Annotated in this window: 21 protein-coding genes; 6 read left to right on the top strand and 15 right to left on the bottom strand. The window is 61.5% G+C overall.

What is annotated here, in order from left to right:
• Window positions 1–40: 40 nt before the first annotated feature.
• Window positions 41–1561 carry an ATP-binding protein gene (locus ACVILI_RS19505; RefSeq protein WP_019858130.1) on the bottom strand — a complete coding sequence of 507 codons (1521 nt, stop codon included), beginning with the start codon at window positions 1559–1561 and terminating at the stop codon, window positions 41–43.
• Window positions 1562–1637: 76 nt separating this feature from the next.
• Between ACVILI_RS19505 and ACVILI_RS19500 the strand changes: the two genes are divergently transcribed.
• The 4 genes from ACVILI_RS19500 to ACVILI_RS19485 all read left to right on the top strand — a co-directional run bounded on the left by ACVILI_RS19500 (window position 1638) and on the right by ACVILI_RS19485 (window position 4114).
• Entirely contained in the window at window positions 1638–2255 is a 618-nt protein-coding gene (locus ACVILI_RS19500; protein WP_038646804.1) for a thermonuclease family protein, read from the top strand.
• A 34-nt stretch (window positions 2256–2289) separates the two neighbouring features.
• Entirely contained in the window at window positions 2290–2901 is a 612-nt protein-coding gene (locus tag ACVILI_RS19495) for a glutathione S-transferase (protein WP_038646802.1), read from the top strand.
• A complete protein-coding gene (locus ACVILI_RS19490) occupies window positions 2841–3515 on the top strand; it encodes a uracil-DNA glycosylase family protein (protein ID WP_038646800.1) in 675 nt (224 codons plus the stop codon). The genes ACVILI_RS19495 and ACVILI_RS19490 overlap by 61 nt, the downstream gene beginning before the upstream one ends.
• 107 nt (window positions 3516–3622) lie before the next feature.
• Entirely contained in the window at window positions 3623–4114 is a 492-nt protein-coding gene (locus ACVILI_RS19485; RefSeq protein WP_006205209.1) for an Lrp/AsnC family transcriptional regulator, read from the top strand.
• A gap of 15 nt (window positions 4115–4129) precedes the next feature.
• Here ACVILI_RS19485 and ACVILI_RS19480 read toward each other — a convergent pair whose 3' ends face one another.
• From ACVILI_RS19480 to moaA, 13 genes are all read right to left on the bottom strand, one after another.
• On the bottom strand, window positions 4130–4693 hold the full coding sequence (locus tag ACVILI_RS19480; protein WP_019858125.1) for a DUF3299 domain-containing protein: 564 nt from the start codon (window positions 4691–4693) through the stop codon (window positions 4130–4132).
• Between the two features lie 156 nt (window positions 4694–4849).
• Window positions 4850–5317: a GNAT family N-acetyltransferase gene (locus ACVILI_RS19475; protein ID WP_240564775.1), complete on the bottom strand. Its 468-nt coding sequence runs from the start codon at window positions 5315–5317 to the stop codon at window positions 4850–4852.
• Complete coding sequence (locus ACVILI_RS19470; RefSeq protein WP_038646796.1) at window positions 5277–5981, bottom strand: DNA alkylation repair protein; 705 nt, start codon at window positions 5979–5981, stop codon at window positions 5277–5279. The genes ACVILI_RS19475 and ACVILI_RS19470 overlap by 41 nt, the downstream gene beginning before the upstream one ends.
• Window positions 5982–5989: 8 nt before the next feature.
• A complete protein-coding gene (locus ACVILI_RS19465) occupies window positions 5990–6859 on the bottom strand; it encodes an NAD(P)-dependent oxidoreductase (protein WP_019858123.1) in 870 nt (289 codons plus the stop codon).
• Window positions 6860–6965: 106 nt separating this feature from the next.
• Window positions 6966–7787, bottom strand: a complete 822-nt coding sequence (locus tag ACVILI_RS19460; RefSeq protein ID WP_038646794.1) for an ABC transporter permease — start codon at window positions 7785–7787, stop codon at window positions 6966–6968.
• Window positions 7784–8503, bottom strand: a complete 720-nt coding sequence (locus ACVILI_RS19455) for an ABC transporter permease (RefSeq protein WP_019858121.1) — start codon at window positions 8501–8503, stop codon at window positions 7784–7786. Before ACVILI_RS19455 ends, ACVILI_RS19460 begins: the two co-directional genes overlap by 4 nt.
• Window positions 8504–8583: 80 nt before the next feature.
• Window positions 8584–9369, bottom strand: a complete 786-nt coding sequence (locus ACVILI_RS19450; RefSeq protein ID WP_019858120.1) for an ABC transporter substrate-binding protein — start codon at window positions 9367–9369, stop codon at window positions 8584–8586.
• A gap of 159 nt (window positions 9370–9528) precedes the next feature.
• Window positions 9529–10032, bottom strand: coding sequence for a molybdopterin-guanine dinucleotide biosynthesis protein B (gene mobB, locus ACVILI_RS19445; protein ID WP_038646792.1), 504 nt, complete (start codon window positions 10030–10032; stop codon window positions 9529–9531).
• Window positions 10029–10655 carry a molybdenum cofactor guanylyltransferase MobA gene (gene mobA, locus ACVILI_RS19440; protein ID WP_038646790.1) on the bottom strand — a complete coding sequence of 209 codons (627 nt, stop codon included), beginning with the start codon at window positions 10653–10655 and terminating at the stop codon, window positions 10029–10031. Before mobA ends, mobB begins: the two co-directional genes overlap by 4 nt.
• Window positions 10656–10698: 43 nt before the next feature.
• Window positions 10699–11619 carry a DMT family transporter gene (locus ACVILI_RS19435; RefSeq protein WP_038646788.1) on the bottom strand — a complete coding sequence of 307 codons (921 nt, stop codon included), beginning with the start codon at window positions 11617–11619 and terminating at the stop codon, window positions 10699–10701.
• Window positions 11620–11801: 182 nt separating this feature from the next.
• The gene (locus ACVILI_RS19430) at window positions 11802–12161 is read right to left on the bottom strand and encodes a hypothetical protein (protein WP_038646786.1); all 360 of its coding nucleotides are present in this window, start codon (window positions 12159–12161) and stop codon (window positions 11802–11804) included.
• Window positions 12162–12281: 120 nt separating this feature from the next.
• Window positions 12282–12776, bottom strand: coding sequence for a hypothetical protein (locus tag ACVILI_RS19425; RefSeq protein WP_019858116.1), 495 nt, complete (start codon window positions 12774–12776; stop codon window positions 12282–12284).
• Between the two features lie 55 nt (window positions 12777–12831).
• Complete coding sequence (gene moaA / locus ACVILI_RS19420; protein ID WP_038646784.1) at window positions 12832–13827, bottom strand: GTP 3',8-cyclase MoaA; 996 nt, start codon at window positions 13825–13827, stop codon at window positions 12832–12834.
• A gap of 196 nt (window positions 13828–14023) precedes the next feature.
• Here moaA and ACVILI_RS19415 point away from each other — a divergent pair, with 196 nt between their 5' ends.
• Together ACVILI_RS19415 and ACVILI_RS19410 are read left to right on the top strand one after the other, a co-directional pair.
• Window positions 14024–14377, top strand: coding sequence for a gamma-butyrobetaine hydroxylase-like domain-containing protein (locus tag ACVILI_RS19415; protein WP_038646782.1), 354 nt, complete (start codon window positions 14024–14026; stop codon window positions 14375–14377).
• 68 nt (window positions 14378–14445) lie between these two features.
• Complete coding sequence (locus ACVILI_RS19410) at window positions 14446–15057, top strand: pyridoxamine 5'-phosphate oxidase family protein (protein WP_038652672.1); 612 nt, start codon at window positions 14446–14448, stop codon at window positions 15055–15057.
• A gap of 16 nt (window positions 15058–15073) precedes the next feature.
• Here ACVILI_RS19410 and ACVILI_RS19405 read toward each other — a convergent pair whose 3' ends face one another.
• Window positions 15074–15526, bottom strand: a complete 453-nt coding sequence (locus ACVILI_RS19405; protein WP_019858112.1) for a MarR family winged helix-turn-helix transcriptional regulator — start codon at window positions 15524–15526, stop codon at window positions 15074–15076.
• Between the last annotated feature and the right edge of the window lie 5 nt (window positions 15527–15531).

Here is a 15531-nt window from a genome sequence, read left to right as displayed (position 1 = left end):
TCCCCTTTGAGGCGGAATGGAGGCAAGTCGCTGGGGTCGCCTACCGCCGTCGCGCCGCCACCGCCGCGGTTGGCAGGGCCGGCAGTTCTTCCATCACCCGGCTCAGCGGGAAGATGGCAATCGCCTCCGTGCCTTCGCGCAGCTTGGAATGTAGCTCGAATTCGCCGCCATGCATGGCAAGCAGGCCTTGCACGATCGGCAGGCCGAGCCCGGTGCCTTGTTCGGCGCTCTTGATGGCGATCGAGCCCTGGCCGAAAGCGGAGAGCACGACCGGGATCTCGTCCTCGGGAATCCCCGGACCATTGTCCTTGACGGAGATGTATTGCCCGCCACCCGCCGTCCAGCCGACACGGACGCGGATCTCGCCGCCGGTGGCAGTGAACTTTATGGCATTGGACAGAAGGTTGAGCGTGATCTGGCGTACGGCACGCTCGTCGGCGAACAGTCGCGGCAATGTCTGTTCGAAATCCTGGATGACGCGGATATCCTTGTTGCGCGCCTTCAACTCCATCATGTGGCAGCAATCCTCGACGATGTTCAGCAGCATCACCGGCTCTTCGTTGAGCTGGTAGCGACCGGCCTCGATGCGCGACAGGTCGAGGATCTCGTTGATCAGGTCGAGCAGGTGCTGGCCGGAATCATGCACGTCATGGGCATAGTCCCGATAGGTGGGATTGCTCATCGGCCCCAGCACTTCGTTCGCCATCACCTCGGAAAAGCCGAGAATGGCGTTGAGCGGTGTGCGCAATTCATGGCTCATCGAAGCGAGAAAACGCGACTTTGCCAGATTGGCATCCTCGGCCCGCCGCCGCGCCTCGTCCGACATGGACTTCGCTGTCTCCAGTTCGGCGATCAGCGCATCTTTTTCGGAGCGGAACGACAACACCATCAGCGAGGCGCGGTTGAGCTGACGGGCGACATAGACGAAGAAAGGCAGTGACAGGACAAGCAGCCCGGCCAGGACCGCCTCGACCGGCATCCACAGCTTGGTAGCGACGTAGGCATAGAGCGCCACCGGCACGGCGAAAGTCGCCAGCAACGCGCCGCTCAGCGATGAAGCCATGAGCGCCGTCCCGGCCATGGCAAAAAGCAGCACCACCGCCTTGACCACCTGGAACTGATCGACCTGGCAGGCGCCGCAGCCGAGCAAGACGAACCAGCCCCAGCCGAGGCCACAAAGGAAATGGCCGAGCAGGAATTCCCGTCGCGTTTGCAGGGGGTTAAGCTCGGCAGCTTCCGTGCGCTCGATGCGCCGCGCCATGAAGGCGACGATCGTATAGCAGATGAGCGTGAACAACGCCCAGAGCCCGATCTCATTGCCGACGCCGGCGAGCCAGCCGGCAGCGGCGATCGCCAGCACGAGCAACGGGATCGCCACGGCGCCGCTTGTCATGGCGCCGGCGTGGAGTTTCAACAATTCGCGGTCGAAATCGGGATTGCCGGCTTGCTGCGAAAGACGGTCGCGCGTCTTGCGCACCGCACGCGCGACATCGCTGTTGCGATGCCGTTTCCTGCGGTCCACAATGAACTTGTCCGCTGTGTTCGAGCGTTGCAAGGGCATCAAAAACTTCAAATTATTCGTGCAGCGGTTCCAAGGTGTTAAGCTACGTTCGAATGATTAACCAACCGTTTGCCATATGAGCCGTTCCTGGTCGCCAAGATCGCGCCGGCGGTACGCGGCGCCGCGCAGCCTGTGGCGCAAGGTGTTGGACTATGGTCTGGCCATCATCATTCTGGGACTGCTGATCCTGTTGGCGGCGCGCCTCGATCGGGTGGAGACGCGCCAGACTCAAGGCGCTGCCATGATCAATGATGGCGATTCGATTACGCTCGGCACCGAGCGCATCCGCATGCGCGGCATCGACGCCCCGGAATACACACAGACCTGCCGCAGGAACGGCGCCGACTATGCCTGCGGCACGCTTGCGCGCCAGTCGCTGGTGCGCCTGATCGCCGGCAGGCCGGTCACCTGCAGCGGCTGGCAGCGGGACCGCTATGGCCGGTTGCTTGGCGACTGCAAGGCCGGCGGCACCGACCTCAACCGCGCTCAGGTCGAGGCGGGCTGGGCGGTCGCCTTTGGCGACTTCGAAAGTGAGGAAGCGACCGCCCGGGCCGCCAAGGTCGGTATCTGGGCGGGTACGTTCGACCAGCCGCAGGACTGGCGCGACAGCCATCACGGCGAGGTGGTGGAGCGAAAACATGGCACGCTGGCGTCGATCGGCGACGCCGTGCGGGAGATTTTTCGCTTCTGGTAAGGCGTATCGGCTTGGAAGGAAAGGGAGGATCGAAATGAAGCTCTTCGACGGTGGCCGGGCGCCCAATCCGCGGCGGGTACGCGTCTTCCTCGTCGAAAAGGGGATCGCGGTTCCGCTGGTGCCCGTCGACATGGGCGCGCTGGAGCACAAGGGCCAAACGGTGAGCTCGCGCAACCCTTTGCGGCGCTTGCCGGTGCTGGAGCTTGACGATGGCACCGTCATCACCGAATCCGTCGCCATCTGCCGGTATTTCGAGGAGTTGCATCCGGAGCCGGCCCTGTTCGGACGCGGCGCACTCGGCAAGGCACAGGTCGAGATGTGGCAGAGACGGATGGAGTTCAATCTGCTCAGCTGCGTCGCGCAGGCCTTTCGCCACATTCATCCGGCCATGAAGGAATGGGAAATCCCGCAAATCCCTGAATGGGGTGAGGCCAACAAGCCGAAGGCGTTGGAGTTCCTGAGAATCCTCGATGGCGAGTTGGCGAAGCGGGAATTCGCCGCCGGCGACAGCTATTCGATTGCCGACATCACCGGCCTGATCGCAATCGACTTCATGAAGCCGGCGCGCCTTAAGGTGCCGGAGGAGTGCACCAATGTCTTGCGTTGGCATCAGGCGATCTCCAGCCGGCCGAGTGCCGCCGCTTGAGCCTGGAACTGGACAATTTTGCCGCAAAAGTCCGGGCTTGCCGCATCTGTGCCGAAAGCCCCGTCGGAAAGCCGCTGCCGCATGAGCCGCGGCCCGTGCTGCGGCCCTCGTCCAGTGCCCGCATCCTGATTGCCAGCCAGGCGCCGGGAACCAAGGTGCACCTGTCGGGCATGCCGTTCACCGATGCTTCGGGCGACCGCCTGCGCAGCTGGCTCGGCGTGACCAGCGACGAGTTCTACGACATCGAGAAATTCGCCATCGTGCCGATGGGCTTCTGCTTTCCCGGCCAGGATGCCAAGGGTGGTGACCTGCCGCCAAGGCGCGAATGCGCGCCGGCCTGGCGTGCGCCCCTGATGGCGCTGATGCCTCGGATCGACCTGGTGCTGACGATCGGCATCTACGCGCAGTCCTGGCATATGGGCGCCGCGCGCCGCCCTTCGCTGACCGAAACGGTGATGGACTGGCGCGCCATCTGGGAGAATTCAGTCGGCGCAAAAGTGCTGCCGCTGCCGCATCCATCCTGGCGCAACAGCGGCTGGCTGAAGCAGAATCCGTGGTTTGAAATGGATTTGCTGCCTTTCCTGCGCTCGGAAATCCGCTATCGCCTTGGCTAGGCATTCAGCAAGAAATCACTCGCTTTCATAGTGATTGGCAGAATTTCTTTCTTGTGAAAGCCCCGAATAAAGGGGAATATAGCCAAACTATTCCTCAGGAGCCTCTAATGGACCGCCTTGACCGAAAAATTCTCCGCCTCCTGCAGGAGGACGCGACCCTCGCGGTGGCCGATGTCGCCAAGAAAGTCGGCCTGTCGACCACGCCCTGCTGGCGCCGCATCCAAAAGCTCGAGGAGGAGGGCGTCATCAAGCGGCGCGTCGCCATTCTCGACCACGAGAAGGTCAATGTGCGGGTCACCGTTTTCGTCTCCATCCGCACGAATTCGCACAGCCACGAATGGCTGCGCCGCTTTTCCGAGGTCATCCAAGAGTTTCCCGAGGTGGTCGAGTTCTACCGCATGAGCGGCGACGTCGACTATCTCTTGCGTGTCGTGGTGCCCGACATCGCCGCCTACGACGCCTTCTACAAGCGGCTGATCGCCAAGATCGAAATCCGTGACGTGTCGTCGTCCTTCGCCATGGAGCAGATAAAGTACACGACCGAAATCCCGCTCGACTACATGGTGCTGGACAAGGAATCCGGCGCCAACGCCGCCTGAGCGGGCGGCGCCCGCTCAGTTCTTCTTCTTGTTGAGGAAACTCCAGGGCGAGTTCACCGGCAGGGTGACGGTGTCCGGCACGGTGTCGACGCCGATCACATCCGCCTTGCGCACGCTGTAACCGGACTGGATGACGCTGACGCCATCCAAAATGAACAACTGGCTTTTCTCCATGTCCGGTTTCAGAGCGCCGGTGATGGCGACCGACTGGTAGGCTTGCGACATCTTGTAGGGATGGGCTGGCGTGACCAGCACGATCTGATTGGGCGGCGGCGTCGGCATGTGGCTGCACGCGCCCGTCCACGGCACCAGCAGGAACTGGTAGACGAGGTCACCATCGCGATCGACCGGCAATGCATAGCCGGCTAATTGTATGGTCTTGTCCTGCAGGCCGACGGACAGTGTCTCGCCATGATCCGGCAGTTTAGCCGCGATCATCGGCAGGCCTGCGTCTTCGGCGACCGCCTGGGTGGCCGGGCGCAAGTCCTTCCAGAAGATGTGCATGGTCTCGGCCGAGGCGCCGGCCGCGCAGAGAGACAACGCGGCCGCGAGCCCTGTGATTGACGTGAAATGGTTCATGGCCGCTCCCTTTGCAGGCGAGTAAAGACGCCATGCCAAATGACGTCAATGCTCGAGCCGCATCACATGTCGGCGAGAACCGGCCATGCCGGCCTCATGGAAGCCGCGCGACGCGAACATGTCGCGAAAGCCCATGAAACGGTAACTCGGCGACGCTTAGGCCACGGGATAGGCCTCGATGATGCGTGCGCCCTTGGCAAAGGCATGATCGATGGCTGCATCAAGTAAGGCCGAAGCAAGGCCGCCGCCGCGCAAAGCCCTCGGCACATAGAAGCAGACGATCGACCATACACCCGTCTCGCTGTCATCCTGCCGCTTTGAAAGCTTGCGATAGGTCTCGCGCGGAGCGACCGAACACCAGGCAATGGTCTTGCCGTCAATCTCAGCGAGGATACCGACAGGGGTTCCGGCATCGATGAGCGTCATCATCTGCCGCTTCTTCTCGTCGTTCTGGATATGCTCGCGGCCAGAGTGCCGCCAGGCCATGCACCAGCAGTATTTTGGCGCACCTGGCTGCTCGAACAACGTCTCGAATCTGCCACGGGTCGCCAGCGTCACCTCGGTAAAGCGGATATTGGCGAGGTCAAATTTTTCTGGCGGCGATCCGCGCGAGCGTTTTGGCATCGGTCAGTTCCTTCACGGCATTCTTGCCGTTCCAGCGTGCCGTCTTGTCGGTCGATCGCGCGAGCCTTTCGGCGACAGCAAGGGCAGCACCGTGCATAGCCATCGATCGCTTGCCGATCGAACGAAGCGCCCAGTTCACAGCCTTCTTGACGAAATTGCGCTCGTCAGTGGCATGCGCTTCGATGATCGGCAGGAAGGCGAGAAAAGTCGCCTCCGGCTCTTCCTTGCGGTGCACGACAGACCAGGCCATCATGGCGAAAGCCGTGCGTCGAACGAATTCCCGTTCATCGGCCGCGAACTCGCCGATCAGCTCTTTCCAGGCGTCCGTGTCGACGAAGAGTTCCGAGACGCCATCGACAATATCCCAGGAGTCGAAACTCGACGCCCATTGCCTGGCATCCCCGGCGGAAAACCGCTTCGGGTCGGCCGTGACGGAAGCGATGAACTGCGCCTCCATGATGCCTGACGCCCACAGCTTAAAGGCGCGCTCGTGGTTGCGTTTGATCTTCCGGGCGATCTGCCGCTGAATGCCATGCGGGATTCCAAGCGCGCGGTCGATCTTGATGCCGTAGCGCAGCATGCCGAGACGATTTTCCTCCGAGCCGATCGAGCGCAGATGCTCGACGATTTCGTCGGCACTCGATTGGGGCGAAAGCTCGGCCATCGCGACCCCTACTTCTCCAGGCGCGCCAGCAGCGAGGACGTGTCCCAGCGCTTGCCGCCCATGGCCTGCACATCCTTGTAGAACTGGTCGACAAGCGCGGTCACCGGCAGTTTGGCGCCGTTGCGGTCGGCCTCCGCCAGGCAGATGCCGAGATCCTTGCGCATCCAGTCGACGGCAAAGCCGAAATCATATTTGCCGGCATTCATCGTCTTGTGGCGGTTTTCCATCTGCCAGGAACCGGCGGCCCCCTTGGAAATCACCTCGATCACCTTCTCGATGTCGAGCCCGGCGTTCTTGCCGAAATGGATACCCTCCGACAATCCCTGCACCAGCCCGGCGATGCAGATCTGGTTGATCATCTTGGTGAGCTGGCCAGCGCCCGCCGACCCCATCAGCCCGACCATGCGGGCATAGGCGTCGATAACGGGCCTCGCTCTGTCGAAGGCAGCCTGGTCGCCGCCGACCATGACGGTCAGCACGCCGTTCTCGGCGCCGGCCTGGCCACCGGAGACCGGCGCGTCGAGAAATGAAAATCCACCTGCCTCCGCTGCTACCGCCAGTTCGCGCGCGACTTCCGCCGAAGCGGTGGTGTTGTCGATGAAGACCGAACCTTTCTTCATCGATTTGAAGGCGCCTTCGGGACCTGTCGTCACCGAGCGCAGATCGTCGTCATTGCCTACGCAGGAAAAGACGAAGTCCTTGTCCTTCGCGGCCTCCGCCGGCGTCACCGCAAGGCTGCCGCCATGCTGGCCGACCCATTGCTCGGCCTTGGCCTTGGTGCGGTTATAGACGGTGACGTCGTGGCCACCCTTGTTCCTGAGGTGCGCGGCCATGGGGTAGCCCATAACGCCAAGACCGAGAAATGCCACAGATGCCATAAGCTTGCCCTTCAGACGGAAACGAAATGCTGCGGAAGCTCTAGGCCCTGCGCTCAATTCGTCAAGACGCCTGTGGTCTGATCGACTGGCACAGCCGAAAAACGGGTCACCGCTTCAGGTGGATGGTGATCCGGCGCTCGATCCATTCGATCGCATGGCGCAACAACTCGACCATCACCAGGTACACCAGGGCCACCCAGATATAGGCCTGGATGTCGAAGGAATTGGCAAAGGCGAGTTTTGCATTGCCCATCAGGTCGTAGACGGTGATGATGGCGACGATGGCGGATGCCTTGACCATCAGGATCAGCTCGTTGCCGTAGGGCCGCAAGGCGACGATCAGAGCTTGCGGCAGGACGATCTTGCGCAGCGTCTGCAATTTGTGCAGGCCGAGGGAGGCGGCGCCTTCCCATTGGCCCCTGGGCACGCTTTCGATGGCGCCGCGCAGGATTTCGGCCTGGTAGGCGGCGGTGTTGAGCGCAAAGGCGAAGACGCCGCAGTTGAAGGCGTCCTTGAAGAAATCCCAAAGCCCGATCATCTGGAGCTCCGGTCTGAACGACCCTAGCCCGTAATAGACCAGAAAGGTCTGAACCAGCAGTGGCGTGCCCCGGAAGAAATAGACGTAACAGTAGGCAAGACCGGACAGGATCCGGTTCCTGGACATACGCCCGTAAGCAACGGGCATGGACAGGACGGCGCCAAGCACCATCGAAATGGCGACCAGTGACAGGGTAACGCCCAGTCCGCGCAGATAGGCCGGCGCATATTTGGCGAAGAAGGCCGGGTTCCAGGCAAAAAACAGATAGCTGACGATGCCGAGGCCAAAGGCGATCCACAGGCAGACCAGCGCGTAGCCGACGATGCGCGGTCGCGGCCAGCCGCGGGTCCGCGGTGGCGGCCGTTCGACCATGGCGGCGGTGGCGCTCATCGTTGTGCCTCCCGTTTGCCAAGCGAGCGCAAGATGGCACTGGTGGCGAAGGATGACACGACGGCCAGACCGAGAAAGACCAGAGCCGCAATGCTGTAAAACAGGAACGAATGCTTGGTGACGCGAGCCGCCACGCCGGCATTGCGCAGTGTCTCGGCAAGACCGACGACCGAAACCAGCGACGTGTCCTTGAGAAGGCTAAGCCAGCAATTCTCGAGACCGGGGAAGGCAATGCGCAGCAGCTGCGGCAAAATCACCAGTCGCATGGTCTGCCATTTGGACAAACCAATGGAATAACCACCCTCATACTGACCCTTCGGGATGGCGCGGAAGGCCGAGAGGAAAACCTCGCTGGCATAGGACGAGAAGATCAGCGAGAGCACGATCATGCCAGCGACGAAGCTGTTGACGTCGATGGTCGCTTCGGGGCGGAAATACCGGATGAGATGCTGCAGCAGGATTGGCATGCCGAAGAAGAACAGGAAAAGCGTCACCAGTTCCGGCAGGCCGCGAAAGACCGTGGTGTAGATATTGGCGGCGAGGCGAAGCGACGGCTCCTCGGATTGCTTGCCCAGCGCAATGAAAAAACCGATCGCCAACCCAATGGGGAGCGTCGCCAGCGCAAGCAGAACCGTTACAATGACGCCATAGGCAATGTCGTCACTCCAGCCATCAGGTCCCCAACTGAGAAGTGTCCATATGCTTTGGGCTGGCATTGACAGGTGTTATCCCCACGACGTTCCCAGGATGAATAGAAAGACGGCGGGGTATTTCCCCGCCGTCTTGATCCTGTCTATCAGGACTCGGCGCCGAAGACGTCGAACTTGAAGTACTTGTCGTTGATTTCCTTGTATTTTCCATTGGCCCGGATGGCGTCGATGGCCTCATTGAGCTTGTTGACCAGGTCGGTCTCGCCCTTGCGCACGGCAATGCCGGCGCCCGGCCCGAAGATCTCGACCGGCTGCGGCGAGGGCTGGCCGAGAATCTTGCAGCAGGCGCCATCAGGCGAGTCCAGCCATTGCTGCAGCACGACGATATCGTCCTCGATGGCGTCGAGGCGACCATTGGCCAGATCTGCCTGCTCTTCGGGGCTGCTCGGATAACCCTTCACGGTGCTGTCGGTGTAGGTCTTCGAGGCATAGTTGAAATGGGTGGTCGTCGTGGCGACGCCGATGGTCTTGCCAGCCAGATCTTCCTTGGTCACGCCCTTCAGCGTGCTGTCTTTCGGCACGGCGAGAGCCGAGGGCGTGTTGTAGTATTTGTGGGTGAAGTCGACCTTTTCCTTGCGCTCCGGCGTGATCGACATCGAGGCGACGATAGCGTCGAACTTGCCGGCCTGAAGTGCCGGGATGATGCCGTCCCAATCCTGGGCGACGAAGGTGCACTTGACCTTCATCTGATCGCAAAGCGCCTGGGCGATGTCGATGTCGAAGCCGACGAGCTTGCCGTCGGAGGTGAGGTTGTTGAACGGGGGATAGGCGCCTTCGGTGCCGATCCGCAGGGTCTTTTCCTGGGCCTGGGCGACGCCGAGCGTCAGCAGCGCAGCCGATGCGGCGAGCGCGATACGCAGTGCAATACGCATGATAGTCCTCTCTTTAATGGTCCCGGCCGTCGTTCCGAAACGGCTCTATGGGGCGGTGCTTTTGACCGCCCGCTGAAGCGATACTCCCACTCTTTCCAAGAAAAAAGCAACTGCAAAACCACCGAAATCGGCAATGGGGTTCTGCCGTTACGTTACATCTTAAGCAACGAGGCCGGTGGTGCGCTCGATGAAGTCGACTATCGATTTTACGTCGTCGAGGTCGAATGCCGGCAGGCTCTTGTCCGTGACGGCGAAATCGGCGGCGATGGCGACAATATTGGGATCACCCGCTGAAAGCGGCGTCCGATCCTTCGCTTCCAGGCGCCGCGTTTCGATCTTGCGGTGCGATTCGCGCTTGTAGCCTTCGACCAGCACGATGTCGCATGCGGCGAGCCGCGAGAGGATGCTCTGCAGCGGCGGCTCATCCTCGCCGCGCAATTCGTGCATCAGCGCCCAGCGGTTGCCGGACACGATCGCGACCTCTGTGGCGCCGGCCTGCCGATGGCGGAAGCTGTCGGCGCCCGGCTTGTCAATGTCGAAATCATGATGGGCGTGTTTGACCGTCGAGACCTTCCAGCCGCGCCGCACAAGCTCGGCGACCAGCTTTTCGGTCAGTGTGGTCTTGCCGGAGTTTTTCCAGCCGGTGATGCCGAAGACGTTCATGATGTCATGCTCTGCAACAGGCGCCCGGCCTGGGCAAGGTCGTCAGGCACATTGATGTTGAAGAAAGGATCGAGCCCAGCGGATTGCACGAGCTGGAATTCCACCTCGACGTGACCACGGCGCTCGATGAAGGTCGAAACGCGCCTGTTGTCCTCATCAACCAGAAAATGTCGCAAGGCGTCGCGACACTCCATCGGCCACAGCGCGAAGGTCGGGTGCAGCCGACCGGCCGAGGAGGCGACGGCGATTGAACCCGGATGTTCGCCGGCCGCCGCCGCAAGGCGCGCGACAAGATCAAGCGGCAGGAAAGGCGTATCGCCGGCAGCAGTGACGACGGCCTTGCAAGGCGTATTGGCAACTGCCCATTCGAGGCCGGTCAGAATTCCGGCAAGTGGCCCGGCAAAGCCTTCGACGGTGTCGGCAAGCACGGGCAGTCCGAAACGGGAAAAGCGTTCGGGATCGCCATTGGCGCTCAGCGCCAGGGTTTCGATCTGCGGGCCAAAGCGCGACAGGATTTGGTCAAGCACGCTGCCGCCGCCAAGCGGCAACAAGCTCTTGTCGCCGCCTCCCATCCGCCTCGACTGACCACCGGCCAGGACGATCCCTGCAATATCTCGCCTCATGCATCGAGCCTGTACGCCAGCCGCCGGAAATCACAAGACCCGGCTAGATTCCATCCGGCGCCATGGCCGGCCCGGTTGTTTCGGCGACGATCCTTCGCCGGCCGACAACCCGCTCGCGATAGAGCGCGTAGAGACCCGAACCGACGACGATTGTCGCGCCGACGATCATCGGCATGTCCGGTATGTCGCCGAAGACGATCAAGCCAAGCAGAATGGACCAGAGCAGCGCGGTGTAGCGGAACGGCGCGATGAAGGAGATCTCGCCCGAGCGCATCGCCATGATGATGAATTGATAACCGATAAGCACCAGCACCGCGGCCAGCGCCAGCAACGCCGTGGTCTTGCCGGTCATCGGCGTCCAGCCACCCATCGGCGACAACAGCATCGCCCCGACGACGGTCATTGCCAGCGCCGTCGCGGTCGAGACCAGCATGGTCGGTATGGTTTGGGGAATGCGCTTGGTGGCGAGGTCGCGCACGGTGCAGCAGGCGACGCTGGCCAGCGCCCAAAGGGAATAGATGCTGAAGCCATCAAAGCCGGGCCGCACGATGACCAGTACGCCTGCAAAACCGGCTGCGATCGCCAGCCAGCGTCGCCAGCCGACCACTTCGCCGAAAAACAGTGCGGCACCCATCGTCACCGCCAGCGGCAGCGCCTGAAGAACGGCCGAGACACTGCCGATCGGCAAATGGGCAAGCGCGACCAGGAATGACACGGTGGCGCCAGCTTCGCCCAGCACGCGGATTGCCACCAGCGGCTGCAGCATCAGGCGCGGCTGCAAAAGCGCGCCGCGTTGCCATGCCAGCAGGCCGACGAAGAGCGAGGCAAAGGCTCCTCTGATCAGCATGACCTGCGCCATGTTCATCGATTGCGAAGAGTATTTGGTGATGGCGTCGTTGAGCGTGAAGCCAACCATCGCCACCATCATGAACAACGCGCCGCGAAGATTGGGGGAAAGAGGCAAGACATCTACCGGTTGCTTGGGCAAGCAAGCCTGTATCAGCCCGCCACGAAACAGCAATGGCAAAGGGCTGGGCCAGGACCGGGGCATTCGCCGGTGCCGGCATGAAATCACGTCCTCAATTCGGCGCCAATCTGGTCGGGAGGCGGCTTCGCCTCCCGGAAGCTGTGCAGGCGTGGTTATGTCTATTTCTTCGGTGTCAGCACTTCGGTGCCGTTGCCTTCCTTGCCGGCGATGGTCCAAAGGCCATGCAGCGAGCCGTCATCCTCGACCTTGTAGACGACGAGGCCGATGTCCTTGCCCATGACATAGCCGGCGGAGAATGCATCGTCGTTGCGCATGCAGATGCCGTCGGAGGAAGAGCCGCCAGTCTCCCAGTGGATCGCGCAGGTCGTCCCGCTGGTCAACGTGATGGTGGCTTCGCCATCATATTTCGATCCGTCGAAATTGGTGCCGGCGACGGTGTAGGTTCCACCGATCGACTGAGCTGCCGCGGGCACGGCCGCAAGGCCGAGCAATGCAAGAGAAAGAATGAGTTTGCGCATGATTTTTGCCCCCTATCAGCGAAGAGCCGCTTTCAGGGGAAGGCTAGGCCGGAACGACGTGGCGGTAAATCCGGCGGCGGTTCGCGAACAAGACTTTTTCTGGGGTGTGATCGGAAATACTCACTGCCCCTCGAGACTGCCGGCAATGGCGCCGACCAGCGGGTCGTATTTCGACTTCAGGGCTGGCGGGTAATCGATCCAGACCGTGCGGATAACGCCATCCCTGCCGAACAGGCGCCGCTCATAAAAGATCTTTCCATCCTTCGTGCCCGACAGCACCGCCCAGTTCTTGCCGGTCTTGCTGTAGGTAACGGTATAGCCAGGTTCCTTGCTTACCTTTTCATTGGCGACAAAGCCTTTCGGCGTGTCGTCATCGACGTTGAGGATGCCGGAGCAGGTCAGGCTGGCGCCATCCGCGCTCAGCCAAACCTGTCCGTCGCCATTTTCCGGCTCGGGCTGACGATCGGTGAATATCTCATCGGGAAAGGTGCAGACGGTGCCGAAGCGCGCGTTCACATAGGTGAAGGGCTTGGCGCTTGCAGTTGTTGTAACTGGCGTCGCCAAGGACAGAACTGTGGTCAGCGACGACAAGCCGATACGATAAAGACGCAGCACGATGCCCCCTTGGCCTTGGTGACCAAAGATACTCTTGCACCAAATCGGAGAAAAATCAGCCGCCGGTGACGCTCATGTGCCGGGACACCGAGGGACGGCTGGTGCGGCGGTCGATGATGAAATCATGGCCCTTCGGCTTGCGGCCGATGGCCTCGTCGATGGCGTCGGCGACAAGTTCGTTGCCTTCGGATGCACGCAACGGCGCGCGCAGATCGGCTGCGTCTTCCTGGCCAAGGCACATATAGAGCGTGCCGGTGCAGGTCAGCCTGACGCGGTTGCAGCTTTCGCAGAAATTATGCGTCATGGGCGTGATGAAACCGAGCTTTCCGCCGGTCTCGGCGACGTGGACATAGCGGGCAGGGCCACCGGTCTTGAAGGGAATGTCGGTCAGCGTGAACTGGCGCTCCAGCGAGGCGCGCAGCAGCGACAGCGGCAGATATTGGTCGGTGCGATCGGCATCGATCTCGCCCATCGGCATGGTTTCGATGACAGTGAGATCCATGCCGCGGCCATGCGCCCAGCGCATCATGTCGGGCAGTTCAGCGTCGTTGAAATCCTTCAGCGCCACCGCGTTGAGCTTGACCTTCAGCCCGGCCGCCTGAGCGGCATCGATGCCTTGCATGACCTTGTCGAGATGGCCCCAGCGGGTGATCTGGTGGAACTTGTCGGCATCGAGCGTGTCGAGCGAGACGTTGATACGCTTGACGCCGCACTCGGCGAGCTCGGCGGCGAAGCGTGACAGCTGCGAGCCGTTGGTGGTCAGCGTCAGTTCTTCTAGCGCGCCGCTATCGAGGTGGCGCGACAGCTGGCGCACCAGATGCATGATGTTCTTGCGCACCAGCGGCTCGCCGCCGGTAAGGCGCAACCTCTTCACGCCCTTTTCGATGAAGACGGTGCAGAGCCGGTCCAGCTCTTCCAGCGACAGCAGGTCCTTCTTCGGCAGGAAGGCCATGTCTTCGGCCATGCAATACGTGCAGCGAAAATCGCAGCGGTCGGTGACCGACACCCTGAGATAACTGATCGTGCGACCGAAGGGGTCGATCATGTTCATGTTCGAGCGTTTCCGTGGCCGTTGGCGGCGCCGTTATATACAGCTATGTGATACGATCCAGCCCGGCATTCAAGATACCGCTTCTCGATCTTTGGTAACATCCCGGAGCCGACACGGTATGTCGGTTGTTCTATCAGGACTTTTCCCCTTTCGCGAAGCGGCGTAGGGAAAGGCAATCGACATGGGATCAAACAGCATGACCGCGCCAAAAGAACTCAGGGTCTCCAAGGACCGCAAGCTGCTGTCGGTCACCTTTCCCAGTCATCAGCCATTCGAACTGCCTGCGGAGCTTTTGCGCGTCGCCTCGCCATCGGCCGAGGTGCAGGGCCATTCGCCCGACCAGCGGGTGACGGTTCCCGGCAAACGCAACGTGGCCATCCTCAAGATCGAGCCGGTCGGCAACTATGCGGTGCGCATCACCTTCGACGATTTCCACGACACCGGCATCTTCACCTGGAATTACCTGCATACGCTCGGCCACGAGACGGATGAGCGCTGGAACGCCTATCTGGCGGAGCTTGCGGAAAAAGGCTTGAGCCGCGATCGCTAGATCCCTTCGCTGTCGTCAAAAAGTCATCGATGTGGAGTAGCGCCGGCAAAGGTTCGGAGACGAAGAAGATGTCGCTTGTCACCACGGTCGAACAGCTCGAGGCGCTTTACGGCGTTCCAGGCGCAGCCTCGCTGGTCAAGGAACTCGACCATGTCATTCCCGAATACGCCGCCTTCATCGAAGCTTCGCCCTTTGTCGCGCTTGCCACCAGCGGCCCGGAGGGACTGGACTGTTCGCCGCGCGGCGATCTCGCCGGCTTCGTGCGTATCGTTGATCCCAAGACAGTGATGATGCCGGACCGGCGCGGCAACAATCGCACCGATTCGCTGCGCAACATCATCCGGGATCCGCGTGTCGGGCTGCTGTTCCTGGTGCCGGGCTCGGGCACGACGCTGCGCATCAACGGCCGCGCGCACATCACCACGGACGCCGAACTTTGCGCATCCTTCAAGGTCGACGGCAAGGCGGCGCGCTCGGTGACCGTCATCGACGTCGATTCGGTCTATTTCCAGTGCGCCCGCGCCATTGTGCGGTCGGAGCTTTGGAACCCGGCAAAACATGTCGATCCGAAATCGCTACCGACGCCCGGAACAATCCTGGAAATCACCAGCCGCAAGAACATCGACGGCGAGGCCTACGACAAGGAATGGTCGGAGCGGGCGAAGAAAACCATGTGGTGAGTGACTGAAAAGGCTGTCAGGCCTCCTTCAGCACCTCATAGATCTTGCGCATCTGTTCGCCGATCATGTCACACTGCTCCGGCGTCGACTGGCTCATCGCTTTCTCGATCAATGCCATATGCACTTTCAGCGCCTGCATCAGCAGCGCCTCGCCAGCCTCGGTCAAGGCGAGCCGCAGGATGCGCTTGTCCTTCTCGTCGCCTTCGCGGCGCAGCAGGCCGCGCGTCTCCAGCTGCGGCAAAAGCATGGTGATGTTGGAGCGGCCGACGAGCAGTTTGCGGGCAAGGTCGTGCTGCGACATGCCGGGATGGCGGTAGAGGTTCATCAGCACGTCGAGCTGCGCCGGCTTCAGGTCGAGCGGCGCGAGTTTCACCGCCAGCGTGCGCTCCAGCACATGGCAGGCGCGCGCCACCGCGACCCAGTTGCGAAAACGCGGGTTGTCCCAGGGTAGCTCTTGTTTATTGTTCATCTTTG

It is taken from the genome of Mesorhizobium sp. USDA 4775 (assembly GCF_054062655.1).
The sequence above is the reverse complement of the archived record's forward strand: the minus strand, read 5'-3'. Positions and strand labels throughout refer to the sequence as shown.